Below are 17,630 nucleotides of genomic sequence, written 5' to 3'. Positions count from 1 at the left end.
CGTGCAACTCAATATCCACCCGCCCACGCCGCTGGAGTATTTCGCCACCCTTGTGGCCGATGACGATGCTTTCCCGCTGCTAGAGGCCGCCGCCAGCATCGCGCAAGACGAATACCCCGAGCTCGATGTGCAGCAAGTGCTCGGTGATGTAGATCAACTGGTTGCGCGCCTGAAGCGCCGCATTCCTCAAGACGCCGCCGCACTGCAAAGGCTGCGCTCACTTCAGCAATTCTTCTACCGGGACATGAGCTTCGCAGGCAATGCGAATAATTATTACGAGACCGATAACTCGTATCTCAATGCCGTGTTGCGCACACGCCGAGGCATCCCCATCAGCCTCGCTGTCATCTGGCTAGAAATCGCGCATGCCGTTGGCCTCAACGCTCGCGGCGTGAGTTTCCCCGGCCACTTTATGATCAAAGTCACCATGCCGCGTGGCCAAGTGGTGATTGATCCCCTGACTGGCCAAAGCCTGTCCCGAGAAGAGCTCTCCGAGCGCCTAGAGCCCTACAAACGCCGTAGCGGACTTGTGGATGATTTCGATGTCCCCCTCGGCCTCTATCTGCAATCCGCCAAACCGCGCGACATCTTGGCGCGCATGCTGCGCAATCTCAAAGAAATCCACAAAACCCAGGAAGACTGGCCCAGATTCATCGCCGTGCAAAACCGCCTCATCACCCTGCTGCCTGAGGCATGGAGCGAATACCGTGACCGCGGCCTTGCCCTAGCTGAGATGGAAGAGAAAGTAGGCGGCAGCAGTGCTGCGATTCCAGACCTTGAGTTGTATTTGTCCAAAGCCGAAGACGCTCTGGATATCGATGCAATTGCAGAACTCGTCGCTGGTTTGCGGCAAACTTAAGTCAGGAACTCACCGAGCAAGCGGTGAACAAGCGCTGCTTGCTCGTGAATGATCCAGTGTGTGGCATCTTGCACGCGATGGATTTTGAGATCGGGAATATAGGCTTCTAGACCATCCATTAAGCGTGGCGGAAGAGCGATATCTTGCATACCCCAGATCACTTGGGTGGGAATTTTCACTGTGAGCGCTTCGTGCGGAATGTCAATGCCGTGAATCGCGCTTTTTTCATCCAGCGGCGGCTTGAGCGGCGAGGCGCGGTAGTAGTTGCAGCCTCCGGTTAAGCCTTGGCTCCACACATCGCGATACTGCGCCTTCGTCGCCTCATCCAGCCAAGCGTATTTGCCATCCACCGCGCCCAAGCGACTGAAGAATTCAAACAGACGGCGGAAATCGTCTTCTGCCAACAAGCTTTCAGCATCTGGCCTGCACAAAAAATTCATGTAGCTGCTTGCCGCTTGCTGATTTGCATCGTTCTTCAAATCCCGCAAGAATGTGCCTGGATGCGGCGAATTGATGATGCAGAGTTTGCGCATCAGCTGCGGCATTTGATTGGTTAAATTCCAAGCCACAGCGCCGCCCCAGTCGTGCGCAACCAATGCTGCAAGCGGCTGATTCGGCGACTCGATGCCGATCAAAGCCGCAATGTCTTGCACCAAGTGCTTAGCGCGGTATTGCGCCACATCGGTGGGCGAGGAGGATTTTTCAAAACCACGCAGATTCGGCGCAATACAGCGATAGCCCTGCGCTGCAAAATGCTCAAGCGTCGCGTCCCACACAAAAGCCGCTTCAGGAAAGCCATGCAGAAAAACGAGCACAGGCTTGCCCTTTTCTCCAGCAGAGCGGCAAGAGAGCGTGATGCCGTGAGGAAGATTCAATAGGTAGGTTGTGATCATGATGACTATGAAATTAGGAGCACCCTGCGCAATATCTATGCCGGCAATTAGCCACTTTTACTATAAAAATCATTCTACCGGCCTAAAAGCTGTGCTCTGTCACCTGCGCGGCTGGACTCATACACCGAGCTTCTTCAGTACCGTTATCACGCCAATCATCACTGGCTGGTGCAGCATGTACCAAGTCAAGCTCCAAGTGCCCAGCCAAGCCAGCCATCGCGTGGAGTGTGTAACGCTTCCAGTCATCATCACGCTGCGATTAGCTAGCAACCACTGAGCTGCGGCCACGCCCCACCACATCACGCCCAGCCAAGGAAAGATGGGCACATAGTCTTCCGTCACAGGCAGTTTAGACACCCAGCCCAGAATATTGAAGCCAGGTTCATTGAGAAATTGCCAACTGCCCGGCGTAGATATTGCGCTAGCAGCTATAAATTTAGAAGCAATCGCCAACGCGCCGAGCGGCCAGAGCCATACGCCCCAATGTGCAGTGAGCCGCACAATGATGAGCATCACTGCAATGCCATGCAACACGCCGAAGTAAATAAAAGTCTTCGGGTACATCAGATATGAGCCTACTGAGACCAGCAGCGCACAACCCGCCACCTGAGCCCAGCGCTTCCAAAAGCGCTGCCAAGTCTGCCCCTGATGCAGCGCCACCGCTTGCCCCGCGCCTGCGCAGAGCAAAAACAAACTCACAATCGCACTGCGCTGCCAAGTCCACAAAGGATCGGTATAAAAATTCTGCTTGATCCAGCCGAAATGATTCAGATCAAAACAGAAGTGATAGATCGTCATCCAGACGATGGCGACGCCACGCAGCGCGTCCAAGCGATCAAAGCGCGCGTGGCTCATCTCACTTGCCGCGAATCTTTTGCACACCCATCCACAACGCCACGCAAATCGCACCCACGATCACGCCAACGATGCCTTCGAGCACGAAGCCCCACACGCCGGCAAGCGCGCCAGTGCCTACGAGAGCTTTGATGAAGTGTTCAATCGCTGGAATGCCATGCGCAATGATGCTGCCACCTACGGTGAACATCGCAATCGTGCCCGCGACCGAGAGGAACTTCATGAGCTTGGGGGCAAAGGCCACGAGTCCGCGGCCGAAAGCGCGTGCGCCACTGCTTGCAGATTTCATAAGATGAAGACCCGCATCGTCCATTTTCACAATGCCGGCCACGAGGCCATACACCCCCACCGTCATGATCACAGAAATTGCCACCAACACCGTGACTTGCCGGGCAAACGCCGCTGCAGCCACTGTGCCCAAGGTGATTACGATGATCTCTGCAGACAAGATGAAATCGGTGCGGATCGCGCCCTTGATCTTGTCTTTCTCAAAAGCCACCATGTCGACCTCGGGGTGTAACACCGCCTGCGTGATCTCGGCATGATGCGCATCGTCTTCTGCTTTGTGAAAGAACTTGTGCACCACTTTCTCAAAACCTTCAAAGCAGAGGAAGGCTCCGCCCAGCATCAGCAGCGGCAAGATCGCCCAAGGGATCAAGGCGCTGATCGCCAGCGCTGCAGGCACGAGGATCGCCTTGTTCACCGCCGAGCCTTTGGCCACGGCCCACACCACGGGCAGCTCGCGCTTTGCAGCCACGCCAGCCACCTGCTCCGCATTGAGCGCCAAATCATCACCGAGCACGCCCGCCGTTTTCTTGGCGGCGACTTTGGTCATCACCGCTACGTCGTCAAGCAGGGTGGCGATATCATCAAGAAGGGCGAGGAGACTGGAAGCCATGTTTAGTTTTGAGAATGAAAAGAGAGATTTTGCCGCAGAAGCGTGAAGGCTGGACTTGCGCAATTAGAGCAAGCGCACTTTCACGCCTTTACCTTTGATCCGTGCGGTACTCAAACGCTTAGCCACTTCAGAGCCAATCTTGCGATCCACGGCCACATAGGTTGAAAACTCATTCACCGTGATCTTGCCCACCTGCTCGCGGGTGTAGCCCAAATCTGCAGTGAGTGCGCCCAGCACATCGCCAGGGCGGATTTTTTCTTTGCGGCCGCCTTGGATGTGTAGCGTCGCCATGGGTGGCAAAAGCGGTGCGTTGTTCGTGGCCGTCAGCTCTGAGAGTTGGCTCCAAGTCGTTTCACGGCCTTGCAGCTGCTCAATCTTGCCCACATTGCCCATCTCATCCATGCTCGCCAAATTCAGCGCCAAGCCACTCTCACCTGCACGGCCTGTGCGGCCAATGCGGTGGATGTGGACTTCGGCATCGGGCGTCACGTCCACATTGATCACAGCTTGCAGATTCGCAATATCCAAGCCCCGCGCTGCCACATCGGTAGCAACGAGAACGCTGCAGCTTTTGTTCGCAAACTGCACCAAGACCTGATCACGCTCACGCTGCTCTAGCTCGCCATACAAGGCTTGTGCTTTGTAGCCCTGCGCTTGTAAAAAGGTTTCGAGCTGCTTGCATTGCGCTTTGGTATTGCAAAACGCGAGCGTGCTCTCAGGGCGGAAATGCGCGAGCATTTGAGCAACCGCAGCGAAGCGCTCTGTCGCGTTCGCTCCGCGTCTGCTGTCGCCTGAAATTTCATACCAACGCTGCTCAATCTGGCTGCCAGCATGTTGCAACTCCACCTTGATCATCTCTGGGCAACGCATGAATTGCGCTGCGAGCTTGGCGATACCCTCGGGATACGTGGCAGAAAACAGCAAGGTTTGCCGCTCTTTGGGGCATTGCTTAGCCACCACGGTGATGTCGTCAAAAAAGCCCATATCGAGCATGCGATCAGCTTCATCGAGCACCAGCGTATTCAGCGCATCAATTTGCATGCTACCCCGCTCCAAATGATCCATCACGCGCCCCGGCGTGCCCACCACGATGTGCGCGCCGTGTTCAAGTGAAGCCGTCTGCCCGCGCAGGGGCACGCCGCCGCAAAGCGTCACGACTTTCACATTGTCTTGCGCGCGCGCCAAGCGGCGCACCTCAGTCGCCACCTGATCTGCCAGCTCACGCGTCGGGCAGAGCACGAGGCTTTGCACTGCGAAGCGGCGTGGATTCAAATTCGCCAGCAGCGCGAGCGCGAAAGCCGCCGTCTTGCCGCTGCCGGTCTTGGCCTGCGCAATGATGTCTTTGCCCAGCAAAGCCAACGGCAAGCTCGCCGCTTGAATCGCTGTCATCTCGGTGTAGCCCAAAGCAGTGAGGTTGGCCACGGTGGCGGGCGAGAGAGCGAGTTGGTCGAAACGGGTGTTGGGCGTGGTCATGGTTAGATTATCGGTGGATACATGCACAGCACTTTAGAGGTTGCAAGCTGGGATAATTGCGAAATGTCCTTGCTTTCCCACCAACTCGAACTCCTCTCCCCCGCCCGCGATGCCGATATTGGCATTGAGGCGATCAACCATGGCGCGGATGCGGTGTATATTGGCGGGCCGGGCTTTGGGGCGCGGGCTTCGGCGGGTAACAGTGTGCAAGATATTGAGCGCCTCGCTCGCCATGCGCATCAGTTCAACAGCAAAATTTTTATCACTCTCAACACCATCCTGAGAGACGATGAGTTAGAAGGCGCGCGCCAAATGGCTTGGGATGTGTACCACGCGGGCGCTGATGTGCTGATCGTGCAAGACATGGCTTTGCTGGAAATGGATTTGCCACCCATTCAATTGCATGCAAGCACGCAGACGGATATTCGCACGGTGGAGAAAGCCAAGTTTCTCTCTGATGTGGGCTTCTCGCAAATCGTGCTCGCTCGCGAGCTCACGCTGCGCCAAATCGCAGAAATTTACGCCGGCATCGATGCAGACCGCACAAAAATAGAATTCTTCATCCACGGCGCACTATGCGTGGCCTACAGCGGCCAATGCTTCATCAGCCATGCCCACACAGGCCGCAGCGCGAATCGTGGCGATTGCTCGCAAGCCTGCCGCCTGCCCTATGAAGTGAAAGACGCGCAAGGCCGCATTGTGGCGCATGACAAGCATGTGCTCTCGATGAAAGACAACAACCAAAGCGGCAACCTCGAATCCCTCATCAACGCCGGCGTGCGCAGCTTCAAAATCGAGGGCCGCTACAAGGATATGCAGTATGTGAAAAACATCACTGCGCATTACCGCAAGCTGCTTGATGAAATCATTGAAAAGCGCGAAAGCGGCGCTGATCCAGATGCTTTCCCGCTCTCCCGTGCTTCAAGCGGCCGCACCACATTCACATTCACGCCTGATCCCAATCAAAACTTCAACCGCGAGTTCACCGATTATTTTGTGAATGATCGCAAGATTGATATTGGCGCGTTTGATACTCCCAAGAATCCCGGCCAAGCGATTGGCTGGGTCACAGCCGTTGGTGAAAAATCAGTCGATCTAGAACTCAGCAGCAAAGCCACCATCCTGCACAACGGCGATGGCCTCTGCTATCACACGCTGCACAAAGAGCTGGTCGGTATGCAGATCAATCGCGCTGAACCTTTGCAAAAAATCGGCCACTGGCGAGTCTTCCCCAAAGATCCCATGGAAGGCTTCAAAGACTTGCGCAAAGGCGTAGAAGTCAACCGTAACCGCGATATGGATTGGGTACGCGTGCTCGAAAAAAAGAGCAGCGACCGCCGCATCGGTCTCTGGGCACAGCTCGCGCCCACGCATGCAGGCTTTGCGCTCACACTCACGGATGAAGATGGATTTTCAGGCTCTTTTGAGCTTGTAGCCCACAAAGAATCTGCGCAAGATGCTACTAAAAATATAGCATCTCTTAAAACTCAACTAGGCCGCTTCGGCAGCACGCATTTCGAGGCCATTGATATTGCAGTCGATGAAGCCGCGCCATGGTTCATCCCCGCAAGCCAACTCAACCATCTGCGCCGCGAAGCATTAGCGAGGCTAGAAGCTGCAAGACTAGCAGGCTACCAGCGCCCGCAACGCATGCAGCCCGTCGAGCCACCAGCCATTTACCCTGAAGACACACTCACCTATCTCGCCAACGTCTTCAACCAAAAAGCCCATGATTTCTACGCCAAGCACGGCGTGAAAGTGATTGGCGCAGCTTACGAGAGCCAAGAGGAAGAAGGCGAAGTCAGCCTCATGATCACCAAGCATTGCGTGCGCTGGAGCATGAGCCTCTGCCCCAAGCAAGCAAAAGGCGTGACGGGTGTGCAAGGCACGGTGAAGGCAGAGCCGATGCAGCTCATCAACGGCAAAGAAAAACTCACCCTGCGCTTCGATTGCAAGCCTTGCGAGATGCATGTGGTGGGTAAGCTCAAGACGCAGGTGAAAAATCAACTGGCGAAAGAGTTGGCACTACCGGCTGAGACACCGCTGAAGTTTTATCGCACTCGGCCTGTGAAGCAATCTGCTGAGGCTTGATTTTTTAAGCCTTTTGAGCAGTTCGCCGGCGTATTTATTGCGCGAGCTGCTACTGAATTTATAGCATTCTGAAGATTTTTCTGGGAAAGAACGGCTGCGATTTTGCTGCACTGTGATTGGGCTATCTCCCGAAGTGAAATAAAGGGGGAGACGGCCAAGCCGGCGGAGGACATTCACGTAGGGGGATAGCCCAAGCGCCGCCGGCAAGCACAGACTATTAGAGCGTCAAAGCGAAACCTTCATCAACCGCAAAGAAGCCAAAGCCATGATCTGCGCAGACTGCACCAGCTCATCAATGCCTACATACTCATCGGGCTGATGCGCCAAATCCAAAATACCAGGGCCATAGGCGATCACGTCTTGCAGCTTGCCGGTGCGCACAATATGCTTTTGATCATACGTGCCAGGGCTGGAAATGTAGCTCGGCTCACGGCCTAAGACACGAGCAATCGCACGAGCAGTGGCATCCACCACGGGTGCGTCTTTCGGCGTGGCGGTCGGCACGAAACTCATGATCTCGCGGATATTGAAATCAAAGCCGGGGCGCGTGCGCTGCAGCTCTTGCAGCATCTCCAAAATCTCGCGCTTCACATCTTCGAGTTTTTCTTCAGCGATAAAACGCCGATCCAGCACCGCACGGCAACTGTGCGCCACCACCGGCGCTGGTGTATCCGCTGTTGGCCAGCCTCGCGCATCGTTTGCATAACGCTGCTCCACCTGCCCACCATGAATACTGTTCACATTGAGTGTGGACACGCGCGCACCCGGCGGCTCCACTGGTTCAGCCGTTCGCCGATTTGAAAGCACAGGCTGCAATTTCGTTTCTAGCAAATGAATGAACGCGCTCATGTGATTGATCGCGCTATCGCCCAAGAATGGCATCGAGCCATGCGCAATCCGGCCCTTGGTTTCCACCTCCGCCCAATACACACCGCGATGCCCGAGGCAAATACGATCCACACCGAGGGGCTCGGGAATGATCACATGATGCACGCGCGGCTTGGAGAAATAGCCCTTCTCGGCCAGATAGCCCACACCCGCAAAGCCACCCGATTCTTCATCCACCGTACCGCTGATCTCCAGTGTGCCGTTAAAAGGAATCCCACTATCAATCAGCGCCTCACATGCGATCACGGATGAGGCCAATCCGCCCTTCATATCGCAAGCGCCGCGCCCATACACCTTACCGTCCTTCACTTGCCCGCCAAAGGGCTCAAACGTCCAGCCGCTGCCAGGCTCAACCACATCAATATGGCTGTTGAAATGCACGCATTCGCTGTTTCCCTGCGCGCCTTTACCTTCATACCGCGCCACCACATTCGTACGCGGATGCGAATCGCTATCTCCTGGAGCACCCACCGAGCGGATGTACTCCACCGCAAAACCCCTCTTCTTCAAATGCTCGCCCAGAAAGCGCGCGCAGGCTTCGTAAGCATCGCCAGGTGGATTGATCGTGGGTATGCGAATCAGCTCTTGCGTGAGCGCAGTCGCCTCCTCGCGGCGGGATTCAATGGCAAGAAGCAAGGCGTCGGTGGTTGATGTCATAAGCACAAGGATACATCGTTCGCACGAACCACGCAGCACCAGACTCGTTCACTTAAAATCATCGTTTACGCCAATAAAAACCTGCAATTCAGCCATGACCGCCAAACGTCAACTTTTCGTCACCACCGCCCTGCCGTATGCCAACGGCAAATTCCACATCGGCCACATCATGGAGTACATCCAGGCCGATATTTGGGTGAGGTTTCAGCGTATGCAGGGGCATGCCGTGAACTTCGTGGGCGCAGACGATACGCACGGCGCGCCGATCATGATTGCGGCTGAAAAGGCTGGCAAGAGCCCCGAGCAATTCGTGGCCGACATCGCCGCTGGCCGCAAAGAATATCTCGATGGCTTTCACATCAGTTTTGACAACTGGCACAGCACGCACTCGCCTGAAAACACCGAACTCGCCCGCCAGATTTACCGCGACCTGCGTGACCGCGCCGATGGCTCGCTGATCGAGGTGCGCACGATTGAGCAATTCTTCGATCCTGAGAAGAACATGTTTTTACCGGATCGCTACATCAAAGGTGAATGCCCCAAATGCCAGGCCAAAGACCAGTATGGCGACAACTGCGAAAACTGCGGTGCGGTCTATGCGCCCACTGATCTCATCAATCCGTATTCCGCGCTCTCTGGCGCGAAACCTGAGCTGCGCAACTCTGAGCATTTCTTCTTCAAACTCTCCGACCCACGCTGCGTAGAGTTTCTAGAAAACTGGACGCAAGATGGCAAGCTTCAACCCGACGTCGCCAACAAAATCAAAGAATGGTTCAGCGTGCGCACCAACCCCGATGGCACCAAGAGCGAAGGCTTGGGCGATTGGGATATCAGCCGAGATGCGCCTTACTTCGGCATTGAGATTCCCGATGCACCGGGCAAGTATTTCTACGTGTGGCTTGATGCGCCCGTGGGCTATCTCGCCTCGCTGAAAAATTGGTTCGACAAAGGTGGCCCCAAAGCAAAGCATGGCGACTCGCGCAGCTTTGCTGAATACATGGCCGCGCCCGACACCGAGCAATACCATTTCATCGGCAAAGACATCGTGACCTTCCACACCTTGTTTTGGCCAGCCATGCTGAAATTCAGTGGACGAAAAACGCCTAACAACGTCTTCGTACACGGTTTCCTCACGGTGAACAACGGCGAAAAAATGAGCAAGAGCCGTGGCACGGGGCTTGATCCTTTGAAATACCTTTCACTCGGCATGAACGCTGAGTGGCTGCGCTATTACTTAGCATCGCTTTTATCAAGCGCGAATGCCGATATTGATTTCAATGCTACCGATTTCGAAAATATTGTGAATAGCCACTTAATCGGAAAGTATCTCAATATCGTTAGTCGAACCGCAGGATTCATAACAAAGCAATTTGATGGCAAGTTAGCTAGCGCGTACGAAAACGAACTCGCTGAAGTTCAGGCAATAGGTATGTATGCCACATTGATGCCAGACATTAGACGCGACTTAGAGCGACGGGATTATGCAAAGGCACTAAAAGCAGTTGTAACTCTTGCCGACATTGCAAATAAATATGTTTTTGATCATGAGCCATGGAAATTGGCCAAGGATCCAAATAGTCAAGCAAGGGCTCATGTCGTTTGCTCGACTAGTTTGGTTATGTTCCGTTTACTGACTATTGCGTTGAAGCCAATCATTCCCGTAGTCGCTGAGCAAGTTGAAAAGTTTTTTGGTGGTCACGATCTAACTTGGCAAGATGCCGATGAAATTTTGATTACTCCAGCTGGCGAAAAAGCGGTAAATCGCATTAGTCCTAAGGTCATGCTACCGGGATCTAAGATCACCGATTACAAGCACCTTATGCAAAGAGTTGATCCCAAGCAACTTGAAGCCCTTTTTGAGCCTCCAGCAGTTATGGAATCTGCGCAAGCAGCTCCTGAAACGATAGCAAATGCCCTGCCTGGCGGCGAAGCGATGGCCGAGACGATCACGATCGATGACTTCGCCAAGATTGATCTGCGCATCGCAAAAATCGTCAATTGCGAATCCGTAGATGGCTCCACCAAGCTGCTGCGCCTCACACTCGATGTGGGCGAAGGCAAGACGCGCAATGTCTTCAGCGGCATCGCCAGCATGTACAAACCCGAGCAGCTCGTGGGCAAGCTCACGGTGATGGTGGCGAATCTCGCGCCACGCAAGATGAAGTTTGGCGTGAGCGAGGGTATGGTGCTTGCGGGCTCGCACCAAGACGAAAAAGCCAACCCTGGCATCTACATCTTGGAGCCCTTCCCGGGCGCGCAGCCAGGTATGCGCGTGCGATAAATCGATATAGGCCTAGGCCGTGCTCGGGTGTAACATGCACCCATGAGCACTGCCACAGCCACTCCTACCGACACACTCAGCGCCGATAAAACGGCCTACCGCAACTACGCCGCCCCCCAGGTGAGCGAGACGTTTGATCGTGTGAAAGAGTTTTATCGGCTCAATCACACACATCAAACGCATGATTTCGTGAAGGCCAAGAAAGCGGAGTTTTTAAGCTTCACTCGCCAGAAGATGACGCCATGGGACGCGCTGAACTACCTCAACACCTTGGTAGACGACTCTGACCCTGACATCGCGCTTCCGCAAATTGATCATTTGGTGCAAACCGCTGAAGCGATGCGTGCTGATGGCCAGCCTGATTGGATGGTGCTCACCGGCTTTGTGCATGATTTGGGCAAGGTGCTTTGCCTGTTTGGTGAGCCGCAATGGGCTGTGGTGGGCGATACCTTTCCCACGGGCTGCGCTTATTCGACCAAGATTGTTTACAGCGAATTCTTTATTCACAACACTGATGTGAAGAAGCCTGAGTTGCAAACGAAGTACGGCGTTTACACGCCAAATTGCGGCCTCGACGAAGTTCATATGAGCTGGGGGCATGATGAATACCTCTATCACCTGCTGCGCGATCATCTGCCGCTGGAGGCGCTTTACATGATCCGCTATCACAGCTTTTACAGCTGGCACAAAGAGGGCGATTACGATCATTTGTGCAATGCGCAAGACCGCGCCATGCTGCCTTGGGTGCAGCGCTTCAATCCTTATGATTTGTATTCTAAAAATCCTCATCGTCCTGTACTGAAAGACGTGAAGCCGTATTACGAAGATTTGATGGCGAAATACTTACCGGCGACTTTGCAGTTTTGATACTCATCTGTATTGGCACACAGCTTGCTCACGGCTGAGCATGACGACAAATATGAGCTTTCGCCCTCGCCTGCTTGACTCCTTCCCTGGCTACAACCCCGCCCTCTTCGCAAAAGATGTCGCTGCTGGCATCACCGTCGGCATCGTGGCTTTGCCCTTGGCGATTGCGATAGCCATCGCCTCTGGTCTGCCGCCAGCCTCAGGGCTATGGGCTGCAATAGTGGGTGGCTTCATCGTGGCGCTGCTGGGCGGCTCGAATGTGCAGATTGCTGGGCCAGCGAACGCCTTCATCGTCGTGGTGTTTGGTATCGTGCTAGCGCATGGCGTGATGGGGCTGCTGCTGGCCACGATGATGGCGGGCGCACTCATGGTGATCATGGGACTGCTCAAGTTGGGGCGCTTGATGCGCTATGTGCCGGATGCTTTGATTGAAGGTTTCACCAGCGCGATTGCGGTGATTATTTTGGTGACGCAGATCAAGGATGCGTTGGGCTTACCGATAGCTAAGATGCCAGCGGATGTGTTCGGCCTGCTCAGCATACAGGCTCAAGCCTTGCCGCAGTTCAACGCCTATGCGCTGTTACTGTCTTGTTCCACTATTGCGCTCATGGCGTTTTGGCAAGCCTTGAGCAAGCGTCAAACTTGGGCGATGCGCGTGCCTGGCTCCATGCTCGCGCTCTTGGCAGTCAGCGTTGCGGCTTTTGTATTCAAGCTGCCCACCGAAACCATAGGCAGCCGATTCGGCGCAGCCTTTGCACAGTTTCAGCAGTGGCCTACTTTGAGTTTCCCTGCCGTACCGTGGGAGAAAGTGCCAGCGCTCATCATTCCAGCGTTCACGCTCGCGATTCTCTCAGGCATTGAATCCTTGCTCTGCGCCCGCATCGCAGATGATCTTCAACCACAGGTCAAACCACACGCCCCTAATCAAGAGCTCATCGCGCAAGGCGTGGCGAATATGGCCGCGCCTTTGCTCGGCGCTTTGCCCATCACGGGCACCATTGCCCGTACCGTGACGAATCTGAAATCCGGCGGCAGCACCCCCATCTCAGGCATGGTGCATTCAGCCACCTTGCTGCTCATCATGCTTGCCGCCGCGCCACTCGCAGTTCATATCCCGCTGGCTGTGCTCGCAGGTATCTTGATCTTCATCGCTTGGCATATGGGCGATTGGAAGACCTTGACTCATTTGCACAAAAAGCCCCGTGAGTTCAGCGCGGTGCTGGGTGTGACTTTTGTGCTGACTCTGGCGCTGAGCCTCACTTGGGGGATCGCTGGAGGGTTAGTGGCCTCTTGGATTCTTGGGAAACTCAGGACATGAATGGGCTTATCGATTTGACATGCCGTTTTTAGAGTCTTCTGGATCCAGCATCGTCTCGGTGCGCAGCACTTTCAAATTGCTGTCCATCACTGCACTGAAAATCATCGATGTGTTATTTTGATCCGCAAGATAGCGCCAGTTGTAATACGTTTCTTTTTTCAGCTCATAGGGTACGACCTTAGCGGGCTTGCCCAGCAGTTTGCGCACATCTTCCATCATCATGCCAGGCTGCACTTTGGCAAAGTTTGCAGGTGTGAGCACTTGGCGCAAGGCGCTCATTTTGCCGTCCGTGCCAATCGTGATCATGTAATTGCGGTGGCCAGCGGGCTGGCGACTGTATTCGAAGATGCGCGCGCCATTCTCGCCATCCCAAATCTTCTCTGGTTCACCAAATTTCGCGCGCACATCAGCTTCCGTGGCCACACCCTCTTCCAGCTCAATGATGCGCTGCTGATCACAGCCTGCAAGCCCTAAGAAACTGGCCAAAATGCCCATAAAAACCACCTTTTTGAGTCGTGTTTGAATTGCCATAAAAGCCATGATGTACCCCCGGTAAAATAGTGCCTCACAAGAAAACAGTGTAATCCGATGCCAACGCTTAAATCCACCCTTGCCAATTTGTTCCTCAAAAACGGTGACTACCGCTCTGATGCCACGGATTTCATCACCGATATCAAGCGCGCCCGCCCTGAGCTGGATGCCCAGCAGCGCGCTGGCCGCGCCCTGCTTTGGGACAAGAACGTGGATCGCAGTCAATTGGCTGACACGAGCGCTGCCACTGTGAAGCAGCAAGCTTACGTCTATCAAACCAAAGCCTGAAGTTCCTTGTGACTGAGCTTCCAGAAACTTCCGCAGCGTTGCCCGCCTCCACTGAGGCAACACCCGGCATGCCCGCCGTGCTCGACAGCGTGGCTCTGGCGCGCCTGTATGGCGAGCCGCTCTTCAAGATGCCGCAGGATTTATACATCCCGCCCGATGCACTGGAAGTGTTCCTCGAAGCTTTTGAAGGCCCACTAGATCTGCTGCTCTATCTGATCCGCAAGCAAAATTTCAATATCCTCGACATCCCGATGGCAGGCGTGACGAAGCAGTATTTGAGCTATGTGGATGAAATCCGCGCACGCAACTTAGAGCTAGCCGCCGAATATCTGCTGATGGCAGCGATGCTGATCGAGATCAAATCGCGCATGCTTTTGCCGCCGAAGAAAACGGAAGACGGCAAAGAGCCCGAAGATCCTCGCGCCGAGCTGGTGCGCCGCCTGCTCGAATACGAGCGCATGAAGCTGGCTGCGGCAAGAATAGACAGCCTGCCCACCTTTGGCCGCGATTATTTGCGCGCCCAGGTTTATATTGAGCAAAGCTTGGTGCCGCGCTTCCCCGATGTGCAAGTGGTGGATTTACAAGAAGCTTGGCGAGATATTTTGAAGCGCGCCAAGCTGATTCAGCATCACAAAATCACCCGCGAAGAGCTTTCTGTGCGCGAGCACATGAGTATCGTTTTGAAGCGTTTGCAGGGGCGTAAATTTGTGGAGTTTGAAGAGCTGTTTGATCCGAGCCAAGGCACCCAGGTGCTCGTCGTCACATTCATTGCTCTGCTGGAATTGGGCAAAGAAACGCTGATTGAGATCACGCAGGCCGAAGCTTATGCACCAATTTACGTGCGCTTGGCCTACACACCCGCCAGCTAATTTGCTCCCGAATAAATAGCGGCCTGCGCAGATTCTGCGCCGGCCATCTCTATTTTTCGCCCAATTTTTATCAGAACCTGATGCCTGCTGGGTTGCTGGGCGCTGGTGCGGCTGCAGGCGTTGGGGCAGGTGCAGGCGCAGCTGCGGCGGCGGGCGCAGGTGCAACACGAGCCACCATGGGGCTTGGCGCTGGGTTGCGGTAGCCCGTGGGCAATTGGGACGTCTTGGGATAGCCTGCGGCATCGAGGAACTGCGTCCACTCCGCATCCGAAAAGCCTTTCATCTGCTGGCTGCCCACGGTCGCCAAGGGCAAACTGGATGCGCCCGACAAACGCTTGAGCGCCTCGAAGTCGTCATTGCTCTCTACCGTGCGCTCGGTGAAGGGAATGCCACGATTACGCAGCATATTGCGGCCAGCATCACAAGGATTACAGTCTTTGCCGGTATACAGCGTTACAGGAAAACGCTGCACCACACTGCGTAACTCAAAAGGCAAGGCAGCTCCGCCTGCGCTATCGCTGAACGAACCGCCGCGCCCTGTGGTGACTTTCGCGTTGGCTGACGGTGGGGGAGGTTGATCAGAAAACGTCACGCGACCATCGGGCCCAACGATGCGGTACAACTGCTGAGCAGAGATTTGAGAAGAAAACAGGGCAATCGCCGGCAAGAATACTGCGCAGAATGCTATCTTTTTCATAGTTACCTCAATATCGTGACAAAGTAGTGTTCAATGGTATCAGGCCATGCCGCTGTGGCGCAACAGGGCATCCAGCTGCGGGGCTCTGCCTCTGAACGCGGCAAAGCTCTCGGCGGCTGACCGGCTGCCACCGACTTCCAGCACTTCTTTGCGGTATTTGCGCCCCACCTCGATCTGGGCTGCAGCCGCTTGGCCGCTCTGCGTTGCCGCTTCTTCAAACGCAGCATACGCGTCTGCAGAGAGCAATTCTGCCCACTTGTAACTGTAGTAACCCGCTGCGTAGCCGCCGGAGAACACATGGCCGAAGCTGTTGGGCGTGCGCACCTGAGCGGGGCGCGGTAACACGCCGACTTCTTTGTGCACTGCACGGGAGATTTCTAAGGGCTCAGCCTTCGTGCTGTCTGGCTCCATGTGCATCAGCATGTCAAACAGGGCAAATTCAATCTGGCGAATCGTTTGCAAACCGCTTTGGAAATTCTTGGCAGCGAGCATTTTGTCAAACAGCTCACGCGGCAGCGGTGCGCCGGTATCCACATGCGCCGTCATGTGCTTCAAGACATCCCATTCCCAGCAAAAATTCTCCATGAATTGGCTGGGCAGCTCCACCGCATCCCACTCCACGCCGCTGATGCCGCTCACATCGCGCTCACTCACCTGCGTGAGCATGTGATGCAGGCCATGGCCGAACTCGTGGAAGAGCGTGATCACATCGTCATGCGTGAGCAAGGCGGGCTTGCCGTCCACGCCATCGGCGAAATTGCAGATCAAATGCGCGACGGGGATTTGCAATTGATTCGTATCAGGGCGCAGCCAGCGCGAATGCACATCATTCATCCATGCACCGCCGCGTTTGCCGTCTCGCGCGGGTGTATCGAGGTAGAACTGAGCAATCTTCTGACCACCACGCATCAAAGCGTAGAACTCCACCTTCGGATTCCACACCGGCGCTTGATCGCGCTGGATATCCACTTCAAACAGTGTTTGAATGATGTTAAACAGCCCGGCCAGCACCTTGGGCGCAGTGAAATACTGCTTCACTTCTTGCTCGCTGAAAGAGTATTTCGCCTCTTTGAGCTTCTCGCCAATGAAAGGCCAATCCCAAGCTTGAGGATCGCTGAGCCCCAATTCTTTCGCCGCAAACTCGCGCATCTCCTGCACATCTTTTTGCGCAAACGGCTTAGCACGCTTGCCCAGATCGCGTAAGAAACTCACCACTTCCTCAGGAGAATTCGCCATCTTCGGCACGAGAGAGACTTGCGCAAAATTTGTATAGCCGAGCAGCTTGGATTCTTCCTGCCGCAGCGCCAAAATCTCGCGCATGATCGGCGTGTTATCAAACTTGCCGCCTTCAAACAGCTCACTCGCTCGCGTGTTGTGTGCCATGTAAAGCTTCTCACGCAAGGCACTGCTCTTGGCATACTGCATCACTGGCAAATAGCAAGGCATCTTCAACGTGAGCTTGTAGCCACCTTTACCATCTTTCTCAGCCAGTTGCTTCGCGGTCGATTTCACGTCATCTGGCAAACCATCGAGTTCTTCCTCGGCAGCAAAGTAAGCAAAGGCCTCGGTGGAATCCAGCGTGTTCTCGCTGAACTTTTGCGAGAGCTCCGAGAGCCGCGTTTGAATCGCCGCAAACCGCTCCTTGGCCGCGCCTTGCAATTCTGCACCGCCCAGCTTGAAGCTGCGCAGCGCATTGCTATGCGCTTTCTTCTGCTCTGCATTGAGCGCCGCTGAATCAATCGCCTTGTATTTCGCAAACAACCGCTCATCCGAGCCCAGCGCCGTGTAAAACTCACTCACCGCTGCTAGCTTCTCGTTATAAGCCGCCCGCAGTTCAGGCGTATCCGCCACCGCATTCAAATGCCCTACAGCGCCCCAAGCGCGGGAAAGCTTCTCAGTTTGCACATCCAGTGTGCTAGAGAGCTTTTTCCAATCAGCCGGGAAATCAGCTTTCGTTACTGTATCCAGCGCAGTTTTCGCTTGTGCGATTAACGTATCCACCGCCTCGGCTACATGGCTAGGCTGGATCGCAGCAAATTGAGGGAGATCAGAGAAATCTAAGAGAGGATTGGTTGTCATGTTTGGTAGATGATGCTTGACTCGTGGAGTTCAACAACGAGTAGGTGAAGTTTGCGTTCGTTGTGTTTGATTTTATTCGCACTTAT

The 17,630-nt window shown here is 54.8% G+C and carries 15 protein-coding genes; 7 read left to right on the top strand and 8 right to left on the bottom strand.

Features of this window, described 5'->3' with window-relative positions; all coding sequences use genetic code 11:
* The first annotated feature begins 1 nt into the window (after window position 1).
* Complete coding sequence (locus KIH26_RS01960) at window positions 2-859, top strand: SirB1 family protein (RefSeq protein ID WP_213444600.1); 858 nt, start codon at window positions 2-4, stop codon at window positions 857-859.
* On the opposite strand, the gene KIH26_RS01955 is transcribed toward KIH26_RS01960, so the two are convergent.
* The 4 genes from KIH26_RS01955 to dbpA form a co-directional block, all read right to left on the bottom strand.
* Window positions 856-1,752 (bottom strand): alpha/beta fold hydrolase, encoded by an 897-nt coding sequence (locus tag KIH26_RS01955; protein WP_213441912.1) that lies wholly within the window; start codon window positions 1,750-1,752, stop codon window positions 856-858. The genes KIH26_RS01960 and KIH26_RS01955 overlap by 4 nt on opposite strands.
* Window positions 1,753-1,869: 117 nt before the next feature.
* The gene (locus KIH26_RS01950; RefSeq protein ID WP_213441910.1) at window positions 1,870-2,607 is read right to left on the bottom strand and encodes a heparan-alpha-glucosaminide N-acetyltransferase; all 738 of its coding nucleotides are present in this window, start codon (window positions 2,605-2,607) and stop codon (window positions 1,870-1,872) included.
* 1 nt (window position 2,608) lies between these two features.
* On the bottom strand, window positions 2,609-3,505 hold the full coding sequence (locus KIH26_RS01945) for a DUF808 domain-containing protein (RefSeq protein WP_213441908.1): 897 nt from the start codon (window positions 3,503-3,505) through the stop codon (window positions 2,609-2,611).
* 63 nt (window positions 3,506-3,568) lie between these two features.
* On the bottom strand, window positions 3,569-4,978 hold the full coding sequence (gene dbpA, locus KIH26_RS01940) for an ATP-dependent RNA helicase DbpA (RefSeq protein ID WP_213441906.1): 1,410 nt from the start codon (window positions 4,976-4,978) through the stop codon (window positions 3,569-3,571).
* 63 nt (window positions 4,979-5,041) lie between these two features.
* Here dbpA and KIH26_RS01935 point away from each other — a divergent pair, with 63 nt between their 5' ends.
* Window positions 5,042-7,069, top strand: coding sequence for a peptidase U32 family protein (locus KIH26_RS01935; protein WP_213441904.1), 2,028 nt, complete (start codon window positions 5,042-5,044; stop codon window positions 7,067-7,069).
* Window positions 7,070-7,294: 225 nt separating this feature from the next.
* On the opposite strand, the gene KIH26_RS01930 is transcribed toward KIH26_RS01935, so the two are convergent.
* Entirely contained in the window at window positions 7,295-8,614 is a 1,320-nt protein-coding gene (locus tag KIH26_RS01930; RefSeq protein ID WP_213441902.1) for an acetylornithine deacetylase/succinyl-diaminopimelate desuccinylase family protein, read from the bottom strand.
* 94 nt (window positions 8,615-8,708) lie between these two features.
* On the opposite strand from KIH26_RS01930, the gene metG reads away from it, so the two are divergent.
* Genes metG through KIH26_RS01915 form a run of 3 tightly spaced genes read left to right on the top strand, consistent with a single transcriptional unit; the run spans window position 8,709 to window position 13,080 of the window.
* On the top strand, window positions 8,709-10,895 hold the full coding sequence (gene metG, locus KIH26_RS01925; protein WP_213441900.1) for a methionine--tRNA ligase: 2,187 nt from the start codon (window positions 8,709-8,711) through the stop codon (window positions 10,893-10,895).
* A 42-nt stretch (window positions 10,896-10,937) separates the two neighbouring features.
* The gene (locus KIH26_RS01920) at window positions 10,938-11,762 is read left to right on the top strand and encodes an inositol oxygenase family protein (RefSeq protein WP_213441898.1); all 825 of its coding nucleotides are present in this window, start codon (window positions 10,938-10,940) and stop codon (window positions 11,760-11,762) included.
* A gap of 52 nt (window positions 11,763-11,814) precedes the next feature.
* Window positions 11,815-13,080, top strand: coding sequence for a SulP family inorganic anion transporter (locus KIH26_RS01915; RefSeq protein ID WP_213441896.1), 1,266 nt, complete (start codon window positions 11,815-11,817; stop codon window positions 13,078-13,080).
* Between the two features lie 6 nt (window positions 13,081-13,086).
* On the opposite strand, the gene KIH26_RS01910 is transcribed toward KIH26_RS01915, so the two are convergent.
* Window positions 13,087-13,611: an outer membrane protein assembly factor BamE gene (locus KIH26_RS01910; protein WP_503005023.1), complete on the bottom strand. Its 525-nt coding sequence runs from the start codon at window positions 13,609-13,611 to the stop codon at window positions 13,087-13,089.
* Window positions 13,612-13,668: 57 nt separating this feature from the next.
* Here KIH26_RS01910 and KIH26_RS01905 point away from each other — a divergent pair, with 57 nt between their 5' ends.
* Window positions 13,669-13,899 (top strand): DUF3460 family protein, encoded by a 231-nt coding sequence (locus KIH26_RS01905; protein WP_213441894.1) that lies wholly within the window; start codon window positions 13,669-13,671, stop codon window positions 13,897-13,899.
* Window positions 13,900-13,967: 68 nt separating this feature from the next.
* Window positions 13,968-14,768 (top strand): segregation and condensation protein A, encoded by an 801-nt coding sequence (locus KIH26_RS01900; RefSeq protein ID WP_213444596.1) that lies wholly within the window; start codon window positions 13,968-13,970, stop codon window positions 14,766-14,768.
* Between the two features lie 70 nt (window positions 14,769-14,838).
* Here KIH26_RS01900 and KIH26_RS01895 read toward each other — a convergent pair whose 3' ends face one another.
* Window positions 14,839-15,465, bottom strand: a complete 627-nt coding sequence (locus KIH26_RS01895; RefSeq protein WP_213441892.1) for a glutaredoxin family protein — start codon at window positions 15,463-15,465, stop codon at window positions 14,839-14,841.
* 39 nt (window positions 15,466-15,504) lie between these two features.
* Window positions 15,505-17,544, bottom strand: a complete 2,040-nt coding sequence (locus KIH26_RS01890; protein WP_213441890.1) for a M3 family metallopeptidase — start codon at window positions 17,542-17,544, stop codon at window positions 15,505-15,507.
* Between the last annotated feature and the right edge of the window lie 86 nt (window positions 17,545-17,630).

The organism is Variovorax sp. PCZ-1, from assembly GCF_018413605.1.
Classification (GTDB): Bacteria; Pseudomonadota; Gammaproteobacteria; order Burkholderiales; family Burkholderiaceae_C; genus JANMDU01.
The sequence above is the reverse complement of the archived record's forward strand: the minus strand, read 5'-3'. Positions and strand labels throughout refer to the sequence as shown.

Bases quoted from the DNA above. Each gene is read 5' to 3' on its own strand.
- KIH26_RS01955 (WP_213441912.1), bottom strand. From the start codon at position 1,752: ATGATCACAACCTACCTATTGAATCTTCCTCACGGCATCACGCTCTCT.
- KIH26_RS01950 (WP_213441910.1), bottom strand. From the start codon at position 2,607: ATGAGCCACGCGCGCTTTGATCGCTTGGACGCGCTGCGTGGCGTCGCC.
- KIH26_RS01945 (WP_213441908.1), bottom strand. From the start codon at position 3,505: ATGGCTTCCAGTCTCCTCGCCCTTCTTGATGATATCGCCACCCTGCTT.
- dbpA (WP_213441906.1), bottom strand. From the start codon at position 4,978: ATGACCACGCCCAACACCCGTTTCGACCAACTCGCTCTCTCGCCCGCC.
- KIH26_RS01935 (WP_213441904.1), top strand. From the start codon at position 5,042: ATGTCCTTGCTTTCCCACCAACTCGAACTCCTCTCCCCCGCCCGCGAT.
- KIH26_RS01930 (WP_213441902.1), bottom strand. From the start codon at position 8,614: ATGACATCAACCACCGACGCCTTGCTTCTTGCCATTGAATCCCGCCGC.
- metG (WP_213441900.1), top strand. From the start codon at position 8,709: ATGACCGCCAAACGTCAACTTTTCGTCACCACCGCCCTGCCGTATGCC.
- KIH26_RS01920 (WP_213441898.1), top strand. From the start codon at position 10,938: ATGAGCACTGCCACAGCCACTCCTACCGACACACTCAGCGCCGATAAA.
- KIH26_RS01915 (WP_213441896.1), top strand. From the start codon at position 11,815: ATGAGCTTTCGCCCTCGCCTGCTTGACTCCTTCCCTGGCTACAACCCC.
- KIH26_RS01910 (WP_503005023.1), bottom strand. From the start codon at position 13,611: ATGGCAATTCAAACACGACTCAAAAAGGTGGTTTTTATGGGCATTTTG.
- KIH26_RS01905 (WP_213441894.1), top strand. From the start codon at position 13,669: ATGCCAACGCTTAAATCCACCCTTGCCAATTTGTTCCTCAAAAACGGT.
- KIH26_RS01900 (WP_213444596.1), top strand. From the start codon at position 13,968: ATGCCCGCCGTGCTCGACAGCGTGGCTCTGGCGCGCCTGTATGGCGAG.
- KIH26_RS01895 (WP_213441892.1), bottom strand. From the start codon at position 15,465: ATGAAAAAGATAGCATTCTGCGCAGTATTCTTGCCGGCGATTGCCCTG.
- KIH26_RS01890 (WP_213441890.1), bottom strand. From the start codon at position 17,544: ATGACAACCAATCCTCTCTTAGATTTCTCTGATCTCCCTCAATTTGCT.